General features: G+C 55.7%; 19 protein-coding genes. 13 read left to right on the plus strand and 6 right to left on the minus strand.

Going from position 1 to position 19188, the window contains the following annotated elements; all coding sequences use genetic code 11:
• Positions 1–172: 172 nt before the first annotated feature.
• The 5 genes from DN611_RS14420 (at position 173) to DN611_RS14440 (ending at position 5300) form a co-directional block, all read left to right on the plus strand.
• Complete coding sequence (locus tag DN611_RS14420) at positions 173–655, plus strand: TRAP transporter small permease (RefSeq protein ID WP_025543651.1); 483 nt, start codon at positions 173–175, stop codon at positions 653–655.
• The gene (locus DN611_RS14425) at positions 656–1948 is read left to right on the plus strand and encodes a TRAP transporter large permease (RefSeq protein ID WP_119311686.1); all 1293 of its coding nucleotides are present in this window, start codon (positions 656–658) and stop codon (positions 1946–1948) included.
• Between the two features lie 56 nt (positions 1949–2004).
• A complete protein-coding gene (locus DN611_RS14430; protein ID WP_025543649.1) occupies positions 2005–3045 on the plus strand; it encodes a TRAP transporter substrate-binding protein in 1041 nt (346 codons plus the stop codon).
• Between the two features lie 351 nt (positions 3046–3396).
• Positions 3397–4107 carry a FadR/GntR family transcriptional regulator gene (locus DN611_RS14435; protein WP_119311687.1) on the plus strand — a complete coding sequence of 237 codons (711 nt, stop codon included), beginning with the start codon at positions 3397–3399 and terminating at the stop codon, positions 4105–4107.
• The gene (locus DN611_RS14440; RefSeq protein WP_119311688.1) at positions 4104–5300 is read left to right on the plus strand and encodes a mandelate racemase/muconate lactonizing enzyme family protein; all 1197 of its coding nucleotides are present in this window, start codon (positions 4104–4106) and stop codon (positions 5298–5300) included. The genes DN611_RS14435 and DN611_RS14440 overlap by 4 nt, the downstream gene beginning before the upstream one ends.
• Before the next feature lie 514 nt (positions 5301–5814).
• On the opposite strand, the gene DN611_RS16760 is transcribed toward DN611_RS14440, so the two are convergent.
• From DN611_RS16760 to DN611_RS16885, 3 genes are all read right to left on the minus strand, one after another.
• Positions 5815–6039 (minus strand): hypothetical protein, encoded by a 225-nt coding sequence (locus DN611_RS16760; protein WP_119311689.1) that lies wholly within the window; start codon positions 6037–6039, stop codon positions 5815–5817.
• Between the two features lie 304 nt (positions 6040–6343).
• Positions 6344–7648 (minus strand): DUF4417 domain-containing protein, encoded by a 1305-nt coding sequence (locus tag DN611_RS14450; protein ID WP_119311690.1) that lies wholly within the window; start codon positions 7646–7648, stop codon positions 6344–6346.
• Positions 7649–7849: 201 nt separating this feature from the next.
• Positions 7850–8497: a hypothetical protein gene (locus tag DN611_RS16885; RefSeq protein ID WP_181446428.1), complete on the minus strand. Its 648-nt coding sequence runs from the start codon at positions 8495–8497 to the stop codon at positions 7850–7852.
• A gap of 627 nt (positions 8498–9124) precedes the next feature.
• Here DN611_RS16885 and DN611_RS16555 point away from each other — a divergent pair.
• The 7 genes from DN611_RS16555 (at position 9125) to DN611_RS14485 (ending at position 17241) form a co-directional block, all read left to right on the plus strand.
• Positions 9125–9379 (plus strand): hypothetical protein, encoded by a 255-nt coding sequence (locus DN611_RS16555; protein WP_136891155.1) that lies wholly within the window; start codon positions 9125–9127, stop codon positions 9377–9379.
• A gap of 365 nt (positions 9380–9744) precedes the next feature.
• Positions 9745–11238 (plus strand): sugar ABC transporter ATP-binding protein, encoded by a 1494-nt coding sequence (locus tag DN611_RS14460; protein WP_021750360.1) that lies wholly within the window; start codon positions 9745–9747, stop codon positions 11236–11238.
• A gap of 14 nt (positions 11239–11252) precedes the next feature.
• Entirely contained in the window at positions 11253–12200 is a 948-nt protein-coding gene (locus DN611_RS14465) for an ABC transporter permease (RefSeq protein ID WP_021750359.1), read from the plus strand.
• 80 nt (positions 12201–12280) lie between these two features.
• Complete coding sequence (locus tag DN611_RS14470) at positions 12281–13258, plus strand: sugar ABC transporter substrate-binding protein (protein WP_158629738.1); 978 nt, start codon at positions 12281–12283, stop codon at positions 13256–13258.
• Between the two features lie 140 nt (positions 13259–13398).
• Positions 13399–14982: a response regulator transcription factor gene (locus DN611_RS14475; protein WP_021750357.1), complete on the plus strand. Its 1584-nt coding sequence runs from the start codon at positions 13399–13401 to the stop codon at positions 14980–14982.
• Between the two features lie 8 nt (positions 14983–14990).
• A complete protein-coding gene (locus DN611_RS14480) occupies positions 14991–15809 on the plus strand; it encodes a sensor histidine kinase (protein WP_021750356.1) in 819 nt (272 codons plus the stop codon).
• A 4-nt stretch (positions 15810–15813) separates the two neighbouring features.
• Entirely contained in the window at positions 15814–17241 is a 1428-nt protein-coding gene (locus DN611_RS14485) for a hypothetical protein (RefSeq protein WP_025544383.1), read from the plus strand.
• A gap of 193 nt (positions 17242–17434) precedes the next feature.
• Here DN611_RS14485 and DN611_RS14490 read toward each other — a convergent pair whose 3' ends face one another.
• From DN611_RS14490 to DN611_RS14500, 3 genes are all read right to left on the minus strand, one after another.
• On the minus strand, positions 17435–17713 hold the full coding sequence (locus DN611_RS14490; RefSeq protein WP_021750353.1) for a hypothetical protein: 279 nt from the start codon (positions 17711–17713) through the stop codon (positions 17435–17437).
• Between the two features lie 18 nt (positions 17714–17731).
• Positions 17732–18001, minus strand: a complete 270-nt coding sequence (locus DN611_RS14495; protein WP_136891156.1) for a hypothetical protein — start codon at positions 17999–18001, stop codon at positions 17732–17734.
• A gap of 744 nt (positions 18002–18745) precedes the next feature.
• On the minus strand, positions 18746–18991 hold the full coding sequence (locus DN611_RS14500; protein ID WP_021750350.1) for a hypothetical protein: 246 nt from the start codon (positions 18989–18991) through the stop codon (positions 18746–18748).
• A gap of 51 nt (positions 18992–19042) precedes the next feature.
• Between DN611_RS14500 and DN611_RS17095 the strand changes: the two genes are divergently transcribed.
• Complete coding sequence (locus DN611_RS17095) at positions 19043–19171, plus strand: hypothetical protein (protein ID WP_256264649.1); 129 nt, start codon at positions 19043–19045, stop codon at positions 19169–19171.
• Positions 19172–19188: the final 17 nt, after the last annotated feature.

A 19188-nucleotide genomic window follows, 5' to 3' on the forward strand; every position in this document is an offset into this window, starting at 1 on the left:
GGTATAAGAGACAAAAGATCTCTCCGTTTTTTGGTTAGTCAGCCAAATCAGAGAAACAAAAGGTAAAATTATTGACAAAAGATAAAATGAAATTTATTATTTAACTATCAGCTGTCAGACAGATGACGTCCTATCGATTAGTTATTAGGGAGAACTTTTTAAGGAGGGCAATATGAAAAAACTTCGATGGACTTGGGACAATTTTGAGGAAGTTCTGCTGTGCATCATCATTACGGTCATCACGCTAGTATCAGGATTGCAGGTAGTTTGCCGTTATTTGTTCAACAACTCCCTGACCTGGAGCGAAGAAGTGAGCAGATATTTATTTGTGTGGACGGGCTTTCTCACACTGAGTCTTTCCATCAAGTGCCGCTCCATCATCTCCATTGACGCTTTCGTATTGTGGATGCCGCGGCGCGTTCGGGCGGGATTGAATATGGTGGTGTACCTGTTCTGCTCCGTGGTGTTTGCTATGCTGTCGGTCAACGCCTGGCACATGGTGACGTCCTCCGCCGGACAGACCAGCCCTGCTCTGGGATTACCCCTGGCGATCGTCTATGCGGGTCCCCTGTTGGGTCTGACTCTCTCCATTTTCCGGTCTTTGGGCCGGATCGTGGCGGAAACCAAAATCGTAATCGGAAAGGAGGCGCCCTAAATGTCTCTGGCGTTGTTTTTCGGAGTATTGGTCCTTCTGCTGGTACTGACGGTACCCATCTGTGTATCTTTCGCGTTTGTGACGTTGCTTCCCTCCATTGTGGACGCCAGTTTCCCCTATACGGCGGACGCTGCGGTCCGCTCCATGGTGAGTGGTTTAAACAACTTCCCCCTGCTTGCGATTCCCCTGTTTATCATCGCTGGCGTGATCATGGCGAAGGGGCAGATTTCTGAGCGGCTGTTCAATGTGTTCTCGTATTTTGTCGGCAACAGAACAGCGGGTCTCCCCTGCGCGGTGACCATTACATGCCTGTTCTACGGTGCCATCTCCGGTTCCGGCCCCGCTACTACCGCGGCCGTGGGTTCTATGTGCATCCCCCTGCTGACCAGTGTGGGCTATGACCTGACCTTTGCCACCGCACTGGTGGCCGTGTCCGGCAGTCTGGGCATCATCATTCCCCCCAGTATCCCCTACATCATGTACTGCAACGCCTCCGGCGCCTCCATTTCCGAGCTGTTCCTGGCCGGTTTCCTGCCTGGTGTGCTGATCGCCCTGTGCCTGATGGTCTATTCTTACATCTACTGTAAGATCCATGGAGAGGATAAGGACAAGCTCAACGCCAAATGCATGGAACTGCGGGCAAAAGGCCTGGGCACAGTGCTCAAAGAGGGCTTCTGGGCGCTGATGTCCCCCGTCATCATTCTGGGCGGCATCTACGGCGGCATCTGCTCCCCCACAGAGGCGGCTACCATCTCCATCTTCTACTCTCTGATCGTCAGCTTGTTTATCTATCGCACCATCAAGATCCGGGATCTTCCGAAAATCATGCTGGAAGGCATTCATTCCTATGCCCCTATCCTCATCATTCTATCCGCGGCCGTGGCCTTTGCCCGTGTAATCACGCTGATGAATGTAGCCACCATCGTCAGCGAGGCGGTGCTCAGTGCCATCTCCTCCAAGGTGGTTATCCTGCTGCTGATCAACGTACCGTTGCTGTTTGTGGGCATGATCATGGATACCGGTCCGGCAATCCTGGTGTTTACCCCCGTGCTGCTGCCGGTGGCGGAGGCCATCGGGGTCGATCCCATCCACTTCGGCATCATCATGTGCGTGAACTTGGCCATCGGCTTTGTGACCCCGCCCATGGGCGCCAACCTGTTTGTGGCCAGCAACCTCTCAAAAGTATCTGTGTTCGATATCGCCAGAAAGGCAGTTCCCTTTATCCTGGCGTTCCTGATCGCCTTGCTGCTGATCACTTTCGTGCCCCAGATCAGCATGTTCTTGCTGCAGTAAGAGCTCCGGGCAGCTGCCCGTTCATAGTTCTAATTATTTTTAAGGAGGATATTCCCATGAAAAAGTTATTGGCTCTGCTTTTATCCCTGGCAATGGCATTGTCTCTGGCCGCCTGCGGCGGCGGAGAGACTGCACAGCAGGAGCCTGGCGGGGATGCCGCCGGGGAAACTTACAGCTTCTCTGTAGGCACCAACACTGCGGAGGATTCCGTCAACCATTTGCTGGCAGCCAAGTTTAAGGAGTTGATCGAAGATCGCTCTGATGGTGCTGTCACCGTGACACTGTATGAAAACGGCGCCCTGGGCGGCGACGCGGAGCTGACGGAGTCCTGCATTGCCGGTTCCGTGGACTTCATCGTGGGCATGACCGGCTCTCTGGTGAACTATATCCCTGAGGCCGCCCTGTTCGACCTGCCCAACGTGTTCCCCGACCTGGAAACCGCCCGGGAAGTGCTGGACGGCCCCATTCTGGCGGAGCTGCAGGCCGCCTATGAAGCCGGCGGACTGAAGCTGTTCGGCTATGCCGATTCCGGTTTCCGCGTCATGACCAGCAGCAAGGCGGTCCGCCAGATGTCTGATTTCTCCGGCATCAAGATCCGTACCATGGAGAATCCCAACCACATCGCCTACTGGCAGGCTCTGGGCGCCAACCCCACTCCCGCTGACTTCAGCGAGTTGTATATGTCCCTGGAGCAAGGTACTCTGGACGCTCAGGAGAACCCCTATGACCTGATCGTGGCCAACAAGCTGTATGAGCCCCAGGCCTATGTCATTGAGACCAATCATCTGCTGCACACTCTGAACATGGTGGGCAGCAAGGCCACCTATGACGCCCTGCCCGCTGATATCCAGCAGTTGGTCAGTGAGTGCGCTGCTGAGGCCCATCAGTATGCCCGTCAAATGGCCGACGAGCGCATCGAAGGACAGAAGTCCACCATTCAGGATGCCGGCCTGGAGATCATCACTCTGGAGCCCGCCATGATTCAGGAGATGGCTGATGTCTCCGCCAACGTCTACGATCTGGTCCGCGAACAAATCGGCACCGATCTGGTGGACAGCCTGCTGGCACAGGTGGAAACTGCTTCCGCTGCGGAATAAGCAATATAGAGAGGGCAGGGGGTGTGAAAAGCCCCCCTGCCTCTTTCAAAATCATTTTGGCCCCGAATGTTCGGCTACTGTCCCACCTGACCGATGAGCCGGAGCCGGTGATGAGACCGACGGTGCGGATCGCACTGTTTCCGGATTGGGTCTTCTCTGGACAGCAGAAAGAGAATATGAGGCAGAGCGTTCAGAGAGCTGTGAATCGATTTCCTTGGTCCTGTGCAGAAGACTTTGGATTTTGGGCGAAACCCAGCCTTGACAATGCTTGTATTTGTTAGGATAATTTTGTAAAGGATTGTATGCATTTTCCATACATACCAAACTTTGACAAAAGGCACGGTGGACTTTATGGCTCTCAAACAGATTACGCGAGTGAATATTGCAGAGAAGGTTTTTGAACAGCTGCGGGACCAGATCCTCCAGGGGACCTGGAAGGAAGGCGAAAAGCTGCCCTCTGAACAGGAGTTGACTGAAACGTTAGGCGTCAGTCGGAGCTCTGTCCGCCAGGCCATCCGTACACTGGCTGATTATGGGATGGTAGAGACCCGAAATGGCACCGGAACCTATGTCAAGCGGCAGATTTCCGGCAATTACATGCTCAATATCGTGCCTATCGGCGATTTGCAGTTTGAAGATATTGTGGAAGTGCTGGATTTTCTATGCCTCATTGAGGACAGTGTGGCAGCCATGGCTGTCCAGCGCTGCACCCAGGAGGAGCTGGCGGAACTGCAAGCGATCCATAAGCGCCTGATTGCCGCCAAGGATCAAAACGATCTGGAGGCGCTGACCAATGTGGACGTGGAATTTCACTCGAAAATCGCGATGATCACGCAGAATTCCCTGGTGGTTCAGACTTACGCGCTTTTACTGGAGTTTCTCCAGCCGGTCATGCATCGCACCTATGTGACCCTGGGCGCGGAGGAAGGTATTCCATACCATGAGCGACTGATACAGGCCTTTTGTGCGCATGACGCGGTATCTGCCAAAAATGTGATGGGGGCCCACGCACAAAACCGGAGGGATAAATTTTTGGCACTCCAAGAAAGGATTGAACCATGAAGATTACAAGCGTCGACATTTTCCTCCTGCGCCATGTCGGTGAGGAGTTTTCCCCCTTCCCTTTTCGTCCGGCGGTGTGCCGTGTCAATACGGACGAGGGGATCTGCGGGTATGGTGAAGCCGGCATTTCCGTAGGAACCGGTGAAAACGGCGTGGCCTATATGCTCAAGGACCTCTCTCAGCTGGTCTTGGGGAAGGACCCCATGAACAACGAGGTCATCTGGGAGGACATCCATAATGTGCTCCGGGGACACCTCAGCGGAGGCGGTGTGACGGTCTACTCCGCCATGAGTGCCTTGGACACCGCCATGATGGATATCAAGGGCAAAAAGCTGGGGGTCCCCATCTATGTTCTGCTGGGCGGCAAGCATCGTGACAAACTCAAGTGTTATCTCTCCCAGTGCCATTTGGGTTATCTGGATGATTACCGCCTACAGGCCACTATACAGCAGCTGGCCGATACCTGCGCCAAGATCCAGAAGGACGGGTATCCTGCCGTCAAATTCAATGCCGTGGCTTTTGACGAGCAGGCAAAGCCCCTGCCCCGGGAGATGACCACCGGTCCCTTGGAGAAAACGATTTTGGATCTTGCAGAATCCCGCCTGGCAGCAGTGCGGGAGCGGTGCGGTGACCAGCTGGGCATCATCCTGGAAAATCTCTGCGGGACCGATGTGACCGCGGCCGTGCAGCTGGAGCGGATCGCCCGCAAGTACGGCGTGCTGATGATCGAAGAGGCCACCTCTAACTTCAATCCCGCCCTTTACGGAGAGATCGCCCGGAGAGTCGAGACACCGTTGGCCACTGGTGAGCGTTTCCACACCCGCTGGGGCTTTGAACAGCTGCTCAAACAGGGAGCTATTTCTGTGATTCAGCCGGATATCACCAACTGCGGAGGCCTATCCGAGGCCAAGAAGATCTGCGACCTGGCACACATTTATGATGTCCGCGTCCAGTGCCATGTAGCCGGAACTCCTATCGCGGAGGCCGCTGCCATTCAGCTGGAAGCCGCCATCCCCAATTTTTACATCCACGAAACCTACCATATGGCAGCGCATCCTGACTGTGTGTCCTACGGAAAGTACGCTTACGTACCGGAAAACGGTTATTTGACTGTGCCGGATCTGCCTGGCCTAGGGCAGGAGCTTTCTGACAAGGCCATGGCGGAATCGCTGGGACATATCGAGGTCCGATAAGGTAACCAATTTTTTGAGATACAGACCGTGCCGAGCATGGCAGCTTCAAATCCGCTGCGATGGGAACTTGCCCCAAGCATCGGCCCCTAACAGGAAAAACGCAGATAGAGGCAGTGGAGTAGATCGGATGATAATTACCCTCGTTAACAGCTAAAAACAACAAATAGAGCGAAAAGGACAGGACAACCCGTTCTTTCCGCACCTAGTTTATCTTCGCATCTATATGGACTTCCATCGTAGGCCCGGTTGTCCTTTCCAATTTCTCGTCCGATTTTCGGGTTCCCCCCTCAGAATCAAACATCTAAAAAATTCATCCCATGCAACTTCTTCAGCAAAAAGCGACCAATATAGCCATACAGTTCAACTGAAAAAGCGTACGATTCACACGCAGAAGCTCGCTGGTTCGAGTCCAGTAGTCTTTGCCAAAAAGAACCTGATTTCACGAGAAATCAGGTTCTTTTCTTTGCTTTTTGCGTATTTGCAGTGCCCCGATTTTTTTGGTGTTTTTGATTGACTACAGAAATACCACAGACAGGAAAACTCCCGCATCCGCGGGAGTTTCTTTTTTCGCTTTCATGGCGGCAATCAGAACTCTCAGCTTCTCCTCGCACTCTTCCGGGGTATGGCCGCAGACATTCCGGGAGCTCTGCTTGCCGTCCGGCCCTCCGGGTGAATACCGCCCTTCCCAGAGGTGGTCGCCGATCTGATTGCCGCTGCCGGGCTTTCGCCGCTTTGCCATGGTATCAGCCCCTTTCCGAAGATCTCGGTCATGAAGGTGTCCATCACCTGGGCCGCCTGCCGCTGTATATCGTCGGTGACGTTGGCGTAGGTGTCCAAGGGGAAGCTGGCCTTGGTGTGGTCCAGGATGCCGGAGCGGGTCTTGGCATCCACGCCGATGGCCAGAGCAATCGGCTCCGCTTTCCAATTAACAATAAAAAATCGGAGTACCCCGAAGGATACTCCAATCGTCCGCGTGTCATGAAACGGCCTGTGAAATCCGGTAATACCGGTGGTTTATAAGCAGCAGACAAGACACTTTTATCTTAGATAGTCCGGTCAAGCACAGTAACCTGCGTGATCACATCGCGCAGGCGGTCAGATCCTACCATATAGTTCAGGACATCGTCAGCTGTTGCGAAGTATTGTGTAGTATCAGGCTGCCCCCACAGGTAGGCAATGATTCGTCCCCTGGAATGGCTGATCCCGTATTCTTTCCCATCCCAAATAAAGTCGATTTCACCGCCTTTGTCCACACACCATTTAAAATCACTGATTGAAACAAATTGATTCTGTTCGGGTGTATTAGCGGGAATCAAAGGAGTCATGGAAACAATCTCCTTTCTTTGTATGAATCGCTTCAATGGCATATCCATAGGATTAAAGCTTGGACCTGTTGGTGTCCATATAATTTCATGGGCGTGGGGATTTACATGCTCCCCCGGGTTACCATGGTCTGAATGATGAATCTCATAATCGGCTTTACCATCTGGGCCAATATGGGTCTCATAAAGCTCTCCGTGTTTATTATATGTCTGATTGATATCGCCCGGATTCCCTAAGAACTTCCAATCGTTTGGTTTTTTAGGGTTTGGTTTCCAGTCTGCGCCATAAGCACTGCCGCCGCCTTTGCCAATCAGGTACGGCTCTATTGTATCACGATCACCACTCGATGTGCTGCCGATTTTAAAGGCGTCCAAATCTTCACCACGGAAACTACGCTCGTAATCCACGTAGATGATATTGCCCTGCATTTCAGGAAACGGTGTATTGTAACAGATGATTTTTTCCGGCTCAATGCGCCGCAGCATCTCGTCATATCCTGCTATGAACCATTCTTTCTGGTCACAGCAGTTGTCATGCTCTGTGGCCATATAAGTTGAGACAGCAACAACGCTTCCTTTTTCAATCCCCTCAAAGCAGAAATCAAACGTAGATTCGTCTCCCCAGTTGACGGCAGGAATCACCCGGATTCCTTTGGATGCCCAATATGCACCGCACCAGCGATTACGAAATACATTGTAAATCTGCATGACAGGCGCCATCTCCAGGTACATACTGAAATCCGGCGATAGCACCGCACGGTAGCGGGACAGTTTTTCGACGTCATTATCTGGGTGCTTCCAAACCCGCTCAAAACGATAGTCATATAGGAAGAAGTGAACCATCCGGTCAGGATGATTCTGATCCTCCAAATGGGTCTTGTCGAAGCCTATCAACAAAAGGTCGTCAAAGTCTCCGGGCTTTTCTTGGAACATGGGAATGATGGGGATTTTCAACTTTCCGTTGCCGGGAAACTGATTGCGAAGCAGCGCCTGACTGGTTCGGTAATTGTAATTTTCTTCGGTCATAAATAGGCCTCCTGTGTGAAGTAAGGAATAAGTCCTCCTACATACAGGCTCCCGATTGGAAAAAGTTATACAGTTTCGCGCCGCAACATGAGCAATTTTAAATCAGCAATAAAAAGACGGAGTATCACGAAAGAATCTGTAATTATTCAAAGCAGAAACAATTTTCAGAATTCGCATCTGAGTTTTATGCAGTGCAGAACCTTACCACCCCTTCATGGTCATGCCGCCCCGGGACCGGGTTTGTTCTTCTTCGTGGTTGTCTGGCTGATGGCCCAGAGCGATCCGCAGCTTCTGGAGCTCTTGCATCTGCTTGCAGTCGATGTGCAGCCTCGGCTGTGCAGTCACGGCAGCCGCATTGTGCTGGAAGATATAGCTCACGTGAAAGTGCATAGCCGCTGCGATGTCATTGTGGTGAGCACGGAGCAAAGCCCGCCATGCCTGTGCGTTGTTATAGCCGAGACGCTCCGCGCGAGGCTGCATTGCGATGTACTTCAGATAGCCGTCCGTTTGCTGCACCTGTTTCCAGTATTCCTCCAGTATCAGGGTGATGAGTGACGACGCATGAGCTTTTGTTGGCTTCTGCACATAGTCCTCATACTCCAGCAGCTCTTTCACATCCATGAAGTCTTTCGTCGGCTTTGTGATAAGCTGGTCCTGCTTGCGGGTAGGCCGACGGTCATTCGGAATGATCTCCGTCACAATATACCTCTTGTAGCTGATCTGCTTTTTGAGCACCTGCAGCTGACCGTCGATGGCTGACTGGATCGCTGGTGAGAGCAGCACGCTACTATCGTCTGATGTCAAGTAGGCCGTGTAGAAGTTCGCCGCCTTTTCCACGGACTTGCTCATGCTGCAGCAGCTGGCATCGCTCTGCCAGCGCTCGATTTTCTCCCGGGTTTTCGGCTGCAGACGAAGCTGGAGCCGTTCCTTCTCTGTTACGGAATTTCCCCTCCTTTCCAATAAGATGTCATGAAAAACGTCTGTTTTCTAAGGGATTTGTGCCTCTCTGATGACAGATTCATGACAAATTCCAATTGACTTTCATTGCCTTTTGGCAGTGTGAGGCGGGGAACAATCTGATTTTCCCGCGCAAAACATGCGGCAAACCAGTCCCGTTTCATGTGTTCAGCCTAGCCCGGGGATAATCATGAACCCATTTAGGAGCATTTTAAAAGCTGTCTGGATATCCGGGTCCCCGGCTCCAAACAGTCGGGCAGCTTTTGGACGGAAGGCCGAAACGGTATCCCGCAAAAGATCTATCCCTGGTGCTTTTACAATCCTCTCACTGTACACATGGTTTTTTGTGCTGAGGAGCACCTTTCTTTGATCGATGCGGCATAGTTTCAGCCTGACATGTGCCGTTCCGCTTTCAGGCGGACACAGAACAGAAACGTCACAGGCAGAAGTCACGAGGCAGGCGGAATACCGAGCCAGTACCTTCCCGACACAACAGCACACAACAGAGCGGGAACGGGTATGAGCGCAGGCCCCTTTTTCACGCACGGGGCCGCCGGCCTGCGTCCGTCAGTCTCCAGCAATCCTGCGCTTTCTGGATTTCATAGCGTGCAGGAGAAAAGTGAAGCCAGATGGATGTATGAGAGACTATTGGCCTTTTATATAAGGTTACCCGAAAATAAAAACAAAAAATTTTTATTGGAGCTTTGCCGTACCGGTATCAAGGATGCAATGCCTCATATACCAGATTCCGTTGTCAGCGTGTCAGCCTTTTAAAAAAGCACGCACATTGTCTACACCCCCATGCCGCAGGACTTTGAGATATGTACCTTTTCTCAGCGCCTGATATAAAATAGCCACACTAAAATAGCCACACCCTTAGGTGTGGCTATTTTTATATGTCACAGGGACTTCCAGACGTTCAGTGAAAATGTCTGACCGTGCATAAGTGCCGCCTGCTCTGCAGATGCAGAAGGTTTTTGTAAACATATAACAAAAAAGCACTTACACATTTACACAAAATGACGTTTTTGAAAAAAAGCCAAAAATCCTCCCCTGTCATGTGAAAAACAGGCGTTCCAAAAATGCCGGGTGTTCGATAAAATAATCACAAAGAGGTATATGTGAGGGGGGAGAACTGCATGGAGTATATCTTGGAAATGAAGGATATCAGCAAAACCTTCCCAGGCGTCAAGGCGCTGGACCATGTCCAGCTGCAGGTACGGCCGGGAGAGGTCCATGCGTTGATGGGAGAAAACGGAGCCGGTAAATCGACCCTGATGAAAATCCTGATGGGGATTTACACCAGGGATGCCGGTGGTGAGATCCTGTTTGATGGCAAGCCCTATATGGTTTCCAACCCCAAGGAAGCCATGGACATGGGCGTGGCCATGATCCACCAGGAGCTCAATCCCATCTTGGATATGACCGTATACGAAAACATCTTCGTAGGACGGGAACTGCGCAAGAACGGTCTGGTGGACAAAAAGGCCGAGATTGAACAGGCTCAGAAGCTGATTGAGGAGTGCGGACTGCACGTCTCGCCCAAGGAGACGCTGCGGAACCTGACAGTTGCCCAGTGCCAGCTCATCGAGATCATCAAGGCGATCTCCGTCAACGCCAAGGTTATCATCATGGATGAGCCCACTGCCGCCATCACCGACCGGGAAGTGGAGCTGCTGTTTGGACATATCCGCCGCCTGAAGGAGAAGGGCGTTGCCATCATCTACATCTCCCATCGTATGGCGGAGATCTTTTCCATCTGCGACCGGGTCAGCGTCTACCGGGATGGACAGTACATCGGGACAGGCACCACAACGGAGCTGGACGAAGGCCAGCTCATTAAAATGATGGTGGGACGGGAGATCACGGATGTGTATCCAAAGCTGGAGGCGGACATCGGCGAGGTCGTCTTTGAGGCAAAAAACATCGTCCGGGCCGACAACAAGGTCAAGGGCGTGAGCCTGTCCGTCCGCCGCGGTGAAATTCTGGGAATCGGCGGGCTGGTGGGCGCTGGGCGCAGCGAGCTGGTGGAAGGCATCTTTGGCATGCACGCCCTTTCACAGGGAGAGATTTTTGTCCACGGCAAGCGGGTGAAGATCTCCTCTCCGGAGGACATCATCAAACAGGGTGTTGCGCTTATCACCGAGGACCGAAAGGTCACGGGACTGAATCTCAGCGGCACGGTCAACGACAACATTGCCATGGTGGCCATCAAAAAGCTCCTGACCCACGGACTCTACAACAAGGGAAAAGCCCGCCGCGCGTCTGAGGAGTATATCGAAAAGCTCAACATCAAGACTCCTTCCGCAGACCAGATCGTTGGAAACCTCTCCGGCGGCAATCAGCAGAAAATCGTCATTGCAAAGTGGCTTTTGAACGATCCGGACATCATCATTCTGGACGAGCCCACCCGCGGCATCGACGTGGGTGCCAAGCGGGATATCTACCTGCTGCTGGGCAATCTGGTGCGCCAGGGCAAGGCGGTCATCATGATCTCTTCGGAGATCCCGGAACTGATGGGTATTTGTGATCGGATTATGGTCATGTGCGAGGGCAACTATTCCGGAGAGGTCAGCCGGGAGGAATTCTCCCAGGAGCGGATCATGACGCTGGCCTCTGCCATCAAGGTGTAAAGGGAGGAAGAACTATGAAAGAAAAGAGTCGTGCAAAATCGCTGATCAGCGAATACTTCATCTTCGTGATTTTTATTGCGCTGGTGGTGGTGCTGACCTGCCTGAAGCCCAGCTTCATCCAGCCTGCCAACCTGGTCAATATTCTGAAGCAGGCCTCTATCAACGGCATTCTGGCATTCGGCATGATGTTCGTCATCATCGCGGGCGGCTTTGATATGTCAGTGGGCTCAACGGTCGCGTTCACCGGCATCCTGGCCGCCATGCTGGGCCAGGGACAGTATCCGATCTTCGTGCCGCTGATCGTAGCCATGCTGGGCGGCCTGGCCGTGGGCGTTGTCAACGGCGTGGGCGTTGCCGTGGGCAACCTGCCTCCGTTCATCATGACACTGGGAACCATGACGGCGGTCCGTGGTCTTGCCCTCCTGATCTCCGACGGCAAACCCATCATCGGAATCAGCGAATCGTACAAGGCTGTGGCGGCGTCTTCGATCTTCGGCATTCCCATGCTGGCGGTCTTTCTGGTGATTACCATTCTGCTCTGCTCCTTCGTGCTGTCGAAGACAGTCTACGGCCGCCGGGTATATGCCTGCGGCGGAAATCTGCTGGCAGCGCAGGTCTCCGGCATCAACACCACCAAGATCCGCATCTCCACCTTTGCCATCGCGGGGCTTCTGGCAGGCCTGAGCGGCTTTTTAATGACCTCCCGTGTTACCATTGCCCAGCCCACAGCGGCTGAGAGCTATGAGATGGATGCCATCACGGCCTGCGTGGTGGGCGGCGTCTCTATGACCGGCGGCGTGGGCAAGCCTTGGGGCGTGGTGATTGGCTGTCTGTTGATCACGGTCATTGCCAACGGTCTGGACATCATGGGCGTGTCTTCCCACTGGCAGAAGATCGTCAAGGGCGCCATCATCGTACTGGCTGTGCTGATCGACGTGAAGGGCAAGAGCAAGAAACGCTGAACGGTATTGAGAGAGGGGCGTTCCCCGTCCTGCTCTTGATATATATCGAAATGAACCAAACATTTCAAGGAGGAAAGAACATGAAAAAGAAGAAGTTTCTGGCTCTGCTGCTGACCGGCGCCATGGCGCTGGCCGCCCTCACCGGCTGCAGCAGCGGCACCGAGACCACCGAGGAGAGCACTGGTGGGGATGCGTCCGCCGAGAGCGGAGACGGCGCCTATAAGATCGCCCTCATCCAGCAGCACCAGACCAACGCGTTCCAGATCGGCGTCACCGAGGGCGCACAGGCGAAGGCCGATGAGCTGGGTGTGGAGTTGAACATTCTGAGCGCCGATCAGGACGCTGCCAAGCAGATCAGCCAGATCGAGCAGTGCGTGTCCGAGGGCTATGACGCCATCCTGTTCGAGCCCGTGGATCCCGATGGCCTGCGCGACGCCGCTAAGGCCGCTGCCGACGCCGGCGTCATCATGATAAACATCGTATCCGCCTGCACCGACTGGGAGTCCGCCGGCATCTCTGCCGTGTCCTGCGGCGACAACGTCAAGGCCGGCGAGAATGAGATGCAGCATGTAGCGGATCTGCTGGGCGGCAAGGGCAACATCGCCATCCTGACCGGCCCCTCCTCCACCACCGACACGACCGCACGCCTGGAGGGCTATCGCAATATTCTGGCCAACTATCCGGACATGACGGAAGTGATTGCTCCCGCGGACTGCGCATGGGACACCGCCAAGGCCCAGTCCACCGTGGAGAGCTGGCTGTCTGCCTATGATCTGGACGCCATCGTCTGCCAGAACGACGGCATGGCCGTGGGCGCGGGCAACGCCGCCGGTGCCAACAGCGGCATCGTCATCACCGGCCTGGACGGCACCCCCGACGGCTATGAGGCCATCAAGGACGGCCGCATCACCGGCACCGTGGCGCAGGACGGCGGTCTGATGGCTTCCAGCGGCGTGGAAGCTGCTGTCACCCTGCTGGACGGCGGCACGCTGGAGAACAATCTCATCATCGCGGACAGCGTGTGGATTGACTCCTCCAACGTGGCGGATTACGAGTAAGCTGCCAAAAGCGACAAATTGATCCGCTGATTCTCCAAAAATTCTTGGCAAATACCGAGAAATAGCGTATAATGACAGGGAAAGGGAAAACGGGTTCGTTTTCCCTTTCCTTATCAGAATCTGCGTGGGAGGTGCTGCGGATGCTGCGGGTCGTTTTGGCCGATGACGAAAACAAGGTGATCCTGCTGATGCAGAAGCTGATCGACTGGGAGGCGCTTGGCTACGAGATCGCAGGCACCGCCAACGATGGACTGCGGGCATTGGAGCTGGTGCGGGAAAAGCAGCCGCATCTGCTGATCACGGACGTCCGGATGCCCGGCTGCGACGGCATCGAACTGATCCAGAGGGCCAAGGCCCTCCAGCCCAAGCTGCATTTCATCGTCATCAGCGGATACCGGAAATTTGAATATGCCCAGAACGCGCTGAAATACGGCGTGGAGGACTATCTGCTCAAGCCCCTCAAGCAGGAGGAGCTCACCGGCATTTTGCTGCGCCTCAAGGAGAAGATGGGGCAGGAAGCCGCGCTGGAATTCCAGCTGAAAAGGAGCGGAGAACACCAGCAGGAGTTGCTGCTGGACGCCCTGCTGGGAACGGCGGAGCGTGGCACCTCCTTTTTGAGCGCCGGGCAGGCCAACGGGGAGTATGGATTTCACTTTGGGAGCGGCACTTACGCCGCCGCAGTGATCCGGGTGGATGTGCCCGATGCGGAATCCTATCAGGACGGCTACCGGATCCTGCTGCGCCATGCGCTGGAAATCGTGCGGCGGGAGAGCGGCCTGCTGACGGAGGAGTTCGCGGCCTCGCTGGGCCATGCCGGGATCGCAGTGTTGCTGTACCTGCGGGCCTATCATGCGGTGGAAGTGACGCAGTGCTTCACCAAAATCCGCAAGGAGATCGAAAATCAGCGGGACTTGTTCTGGAATGTCCAGGCCACCGTCTGCCTGGGCAGCCGGAGGGACTCTCTGGAGCAGGTGGGGGAATCCATGCGGGAGGCGCTCTGGCTGTGCAGGGATCGGCTGTGCCGGCCGCAGTCCTGGCGGGATGCCGCGCTGGAGATGCCGGATCTGGCCCGGCGGTATCAGATGGACGCGTCCCGGAAAAAGAGCTTTCAGGTGGCGGCCGAGTGCCTGGATGAGGTGCGCTTTGTGCAGGAGCTGGAGGAGAGCTGCCGGACGGTGGAGGCGCTGCCGGACCTGAACGGGCAGATGGTGGAGGACTGGTTCCGCCAGGTTCTGGAGGCATGCCTCTACGGAATGCGCCAAAGCGGTGAAACGGAAGCGCCCCTGGAGGAGGAGATGGATAAGCGGTTCTGGCACTGCACGGACATGGCGGCAGTATACCGGCTGCTGCGGCAGGGCATCCAGGCAGAGATCCAGCGGCTGAAGGAGGCGAAAGCCCTGCGGGAGATGCGGCCGATCACAGAGGCAAAGCACTATATCCAGCAGCACTATCAGGAGGCCCTGCGGCTGGAGGATGTCAGCACCGCCGTGGGCTTCAACGCCACCTATTTTTCCACACTGTTCAAAAAAGAGACCGGGCAGAACTTCATGGACTATCTGACGGAGCTGCGCATCAGCAAAGCTAAGGAGCTGCTGTGCGGTGAGGAGCTGTCTGTGCAGGATGTGGCAGAGCAGGTGGGGTACCGGGATCTCAAATACTTTTCCAGATTGTTCAAAAAGCTTACCGGTGTGAGCCCGTCAGATTATAAGAAACTTTATAAGTAGGTGATACCATGTGGCCGTGGACGGACTGGAAACTGCGGCGGGCGCTGCGGCGCTACCGGCGGGAGCGGGACCTGGAGGCCGTTTTGCAGATGGACTGGCACCGGGATTTGGATCTGAGCGCATTTTTCACAGATGTGGAAGAGCGGCTTCACGGAGAGGAGATCACCAGACTGCGGCAGAAACAGGCGGAATATCTGGCGCTGCAAAACCAGATCAACCCCCACTTCCTCTATAACGCCCTGGAGGCCATCCGCACAGACGCCCTGCTGGCGAACTGTCCGGATATTGCCGAGACCACGGAGGCTCTGGCGACCTTTTTCCGATACACCATCTCCAATGTCCAGGAGTATGTGACCTTTTCAGATGAGCTGGACAATGCGGAAAACTACTTTACCATCCAGCGCTGCCGATTCGGTGACAAAATCTCTCTGGAACTGGAGCTGGAGAACGAGCGGCTTTTGGAAGTGCGGATGCCGAAGCTCATCCTGCAGCCTCTGGTGGAGAACGCAGTATCACATGGGCTGGAGGGCAAACTGGGCCACGGCACGGTCCGCATCATTGTGGAAAACAGCGACCGGACATTTTTCCTGCGGGTGCGGGACGACGGCGTAGGGATGCCGGACGAACAGGTGGAGCGGCTCAACGCGCAGTTCGGCGGAGTTGGGGGCGCGGATATGACCCAGCCGTGCGGAGGAATCGCCCTGCGGAATGTCAACAGCCGCATCCGGCTCATGTTCGGAGAGGACTACGGCCTGCATTTGTTCAGCGCCGCGGGCGTTGGCACGGAGTGCTGCGTGACGTTGCCGCTGCGTTTCCGGGAGGCGTAGAACCGTGAGAGAGGAATTGATCCGGGTGGAGAACGGCTGCTTCCGCAGGGAGGACGAATTCTACCGTTTTGAAATCTCCATTTCCCGGGGGGAGTGCATCGGGGTCTATGTGGACGACCATTTTACCTCCGGCACCGCATATCTGGACCTGTTCAAGGGCGGCACACACCTGGAGCGGGGACGGGCCTTTTCCTGCGGCCGTCGGGTGGGCCCGCTGGAACTGGAACGCTGGATCCTGCAAAACGCCAGGATCGTGAACTGGCACCGGTTCCATTCGCAGGAGCTGACGGTGCGGGACTTCCTGCTGGCGCTGGACCGTCCGGCCGGCTGGCCGCAGAGATGGGGCGCGGTCCGGCGCCTGCACAGTCCGGAGAGCCAGGAGATCCGGCAGCGGATGGAACTGCGTGTGCCGCTGGAGAGCCGGCTTGCCGACCTCTCCCTGCTGGATTATTACCGCCTCTGTGTATTTCGGGTGTGGTTCTGGCGGGGAGAGTTGCTGGTCCTGGACCGGATCACAGAAATCCTGCGGCGGCGGGATGTGGAAAAACTGATGGAGTGCGTACAGCTGCTGCTGCGCCAAGGGACGGCGGTATTCCTGCTGGATCTGGACGAGACATTCATGTACCGCTACTGTGACCGGATCGACGTCATCCGGGACCGCAGGACCTGCTATCGGCTTTACCCGGAGGAGTACGGGGAGCAGCTCTATGCAGTTCTGGGCTGGAAGCCCCGGGACCGCGGAGCGGAGCATACAGAGTGCCGCTGGGAAGACAAGCAGGTGCTGCGGCTGGAGGGTCTCACTTTTCCGGGAATGGCGCCGCTGACCTGCCAGATTCACAGCGGAGAGATCGCCTACTTCCGGGACGAGAACTACACGGCTGCTGCCAGACTCCGGGAGTGCTTTCTGGGCGGCAGGAACTGGCTGAGTGGGATGCTGTGGCTGAACGGGCAGGCACAGACACATGAAGAGATGACAAAGCAGATCGGCACGGAGATCGGGATTCAGACCGAACGGCCGGACCGTCCCGGCGGTGTATTGTTTGACAACCTCACCGCGCTGGACAACCTGACGACCTGCCTGCTTCCCAAGGCCGGATACCGTCTGGTTCGCCGGCGGGTCGCGGAGAATATTTTGGAGGAGGCCTCCAGATGGTTTCCCCGAGAGGATCTGCTGCGGCCTCTGCGCACTTGGTCCTTACCGGCGCGCCTCCGGTTCTCCTATTTCAAATGGTATCTGCTGAATCCGCAGCTGCTGGTCTGCTTTTTTCCCTTTTCCGGGCAGGAGACGGCGCATCATGAACTGATTATCGACCTGCTGGTTGCCTGCGCAGAACGCGGGATGGCGGTTTGGGTCATCTCCTCCAACATTGACGCGATCTGCGAAAAGACGGAAAACCAGGAATTTCTCCAGCGCCTGCGAACCATCAACTGACTTCCATGGAAAACCGGCGGCAGACTTGTGGCACAAAGACCTCCTTTTTCCTCCATCCAGCATTTTTTGCTGCAGGACGAAAGGCATCCGCAGAATTTTGCATGGCGCGGCAGTTGCCCGCCGGTGTCGGCACATGCCCGTTGGCGGTGCCCCGGCCCGCCATGCAGCGCTATTCATGGGTTTTATCCCCATTTCAGATACCCGCCGAAAAGCGTTTAGCTGCCTTGCGGCAAGCCGGACGCTTTTCTTTTTCCCCAAGCGGGTGAGAAATCGTTCCCAGAACCACCTTCCCAAAGACCAGCAGGGCGGATTGCAGCTGCCGTAATACTGCTCCCAGCACACTGCGTACACCTGCCACCCGGAAGCTGCAGGCGCCGCTCTCATAGATGGGCGCCCGCACCATCTCCCAGGGCGGAGTGACAGAGGAAAAGGTCTGGTTCTCCCTGGTGGTGGTCAGTGTGTCCGGTCCCATGGGAGCAGATCCACATTTTTATCCCTCCGCCAGTGAGATCCGGATACAATACCGCCACATGGGATGTGGGGGCCTGAAGCCCGCGTACTTTGGCGCAGTGCCCTCGTTCTTCTGGCGCCGGTTGTTGGACCAGTTCACCGCCACAGCGCCGCCCTGACGGAGCGTGATGGTCCGACCGCTCTGTGGGATCACCAGGAAGGGAGCCTGTCCCACAGCAAAGTTAAACCGGAGGGCGGTGCTCTCTGCGTCGGGAAGGCGCGCCACGGTAAGGCCATTCGCGTTTTCCACATTCTGGCCACCGTTGAGAGCCACCAGGGCAATGCCGGCACGGCCGGGAGGAGCAGCCCTGGCATACATCCCACGTCCGCGTTCTGTGCCGGTTCAGTGTGATGGTGATTGATGGATATGGAGAGCTTTGCTTTTCGCTCCGGTCTGCTCCACCTCCACATCGGCCCGCGCTCCCTGTAGTCGATGCCGGAAGGCCCCTCGTCCGTCAGGGCGTTCACCATCAGCGGCTGGATGCCGCCGGTGAAGGAGATGTCACCATTGTCCCAGGGGTCGGCCGGATTATAAAAGCTGTCCCGCTGTTTCTCTGCGATGTCCCGCTCTGTAAAGTAGGCAGCCTGGACATGGGCCAAGTATTTTTCGATGTCCAGGACCAGTTTCAGCTCCTCCGGAGTGTAGTTCCCCCATCCACGGTGATCTTCTTATCTGTAATGAGATTGCCCCGGCTGTCCACCAGTCCATGGAACTCCAGCATGCGGTTGCGCATCAATCAGCCTCCACCGCGGCGTAGGCCGGGGGCAGCAGCGCCAGCGGGAGGAGATGGGGAACGGCTGGCCTGGCTGGCCCCTCAAGTTTACACGGGCCATTCCGCCATCAATTCCATTCCGCAGAGCACGGCCGCTGCCGCGCAGCGTCAATGTCCGGGGTACTTGCCGCTGGCGCAGATCCGCCTCCGGGGCCTCGGCCAGCTCCTCCCGCTGCACTGGTTTAAAGAGATATTGAATGGGGTGGCCTGATAGCCCGCCTTCAAATATGCGTTGCTGCGGTGGTGATAAAAAAGACTCCCGCCCTCTCGTCCCAGGACCGCAGCTCCCAGGCAAACTCCATGCCGCTCTTGCCAGCCATACAGATGTCCAGACAGAACAGGTTGAACCACGCCCCCTTCCGCATCGTGGCTTCCAGATTCTCCGTGCTGGAAAAGGGCCTCCCCTCGTGCTCCACGTTCCGTCCCCGCAGGATATCCTCCTGTATGGCGCAGATTCCTCCCTGCATGGGTGCCGAAAGAGTCCGCAGCATACAGCAGGTCGATGCAGAGGAGAAATTGTGCCCGTCAAATGGGTCAAAAACAGCGTCAAATTTACCGCCACGCCAGACTACCCCAACGCCATTTACATCTGCAACACCAGCGGGCAGACCTACAGTCTGGTGACGATTCTGGAAGTGGACGAATAAAAGGGAAGCCCCCCGGA

It is taken from the genome of Oscillibacter sp. PEA192 (genome assembly GCF_003574015.1).
GTDB lineage: Bacteria > Bacillota > Clostridia > Oscillospirales > Oscillospiraceae > Oscillibacter > Oscillibacter welbionis.

Excerpts from the sequence above, each read along its gene's own strand:
- DN611_RS14460 (WP_021750360.1), top strand. The coding sequence starts at position 9,745 with ATGGAGTATATCTTGGAAATGAAGGATATCAGCAAAACCTTCCCAGGC.
- DN611_RS14500 (WP_021750350.1), bottom strand. The coding sequence starts at position 18,991 with ATGCAGGGAGGAATCTGCGCCATACAGGAGGATATCCTGCGGGGACGG.
- DN611_RS16555 (WP_136891155.1), top strand. The coding sequence starts at position 9,125 with ATGAGCGCAGGCCCCTTTTTCACGCACGGGGCCGCCGGCCTGCGTCCG.
- DN611_RS14450 (WP_119311690.1), bottom strand. The coding sequence starts at position 7,648 with ATGACCGAAGAAAATTACAATTACCGAACCAGTCAGGCGCTGCTTCGC.
- DN611_RS14465 (WP_021750359.1), top strand. The coding sequence starts at position 11,253 with ATGAAAGAAAAGAGTCGTGCAAAATCGCTGATCAGCGAATACTTCATC.
- DN611_RS14475 (WP_021750357.1), top strand. The coding sequence starts at position 13,399 with ATGCTGCGGGTCGTTTTGGCCGATGACGAAAACAAGGTGATCCTGCTG.
- DN611_RS14425 (WP_119311686.1), top strand. The coding sequence starts at position 656 with ATGTCTCTGGCGTTGTTTTTCGGAGTATTGGTCCTTCTGCTGGTACTG.
- DN611_RS14420 (WP_025543651.1), top strand. The coding sequence starts at position 173 with ATGAAAAAACTTCGATGGACTTGGGACAATTTTGAGGAAGTTCTGCTG.
- DN611_RS14470 (WP_158629738.1), top strand. The coding sequence starts at position 12,281 with ATGAAAAAGAAGAAGTTTCTGGCTCTGCTGCTGACCGGCGCCATGGCG.
- DN611_RS16760 (WP_119311689.1), bottom strand. The coding sequence starts at position 6,039 with ATGGCAAAGCGGCGAAAGCCCGGCAGCGGCAATCAGATCGGCGACCAC.
- DN611_RS14435 (WP_119311687.1), top strand. The coding sequence starts at position 3,397 with ATGGCTCTCAAACAGATTACGCGAGTGAATATTGCAGAGAAGGTTTTT.
- DN611_RS14480 (WP_021750356.1), top strand. The coding sequence starts at position 14,991 with ATGTGGCCGTGGACGGACTGGAAACTGCGGCGGGCGCTGCGGCGCTAC.
- DN611_RS14440 (WP_119311688.1), top strand. The coding sequence starts at position 4,104 with ATGAAGATTACAAGCGTCGACATTTTCCTCCTGCGCCATGTCGGTGAG.
- DN611_RS14490 (WP_021750353.1), bottom strand. The coding sequence starts at position 17,713 with ATGGGACCGGACACACTGACCACCACCAGGGAGAACCAGACCTTTTCC.
- DN611_RS16885 (WP_181446428.1), bottom strand. The coding sequence starts at position 8,497 with ATGAGCAAGTCCGTGGAAAAGGCGGCGAACTTCTACACGGCCTACTTG.
- DN611_RS14430 (WP_025543649.1), top strand. The coding sequence starts at position 2,005 with ATGAAAAAGTTATTGGCTCTGCTTTTATCCCTGGCAATGGCATTGTCT.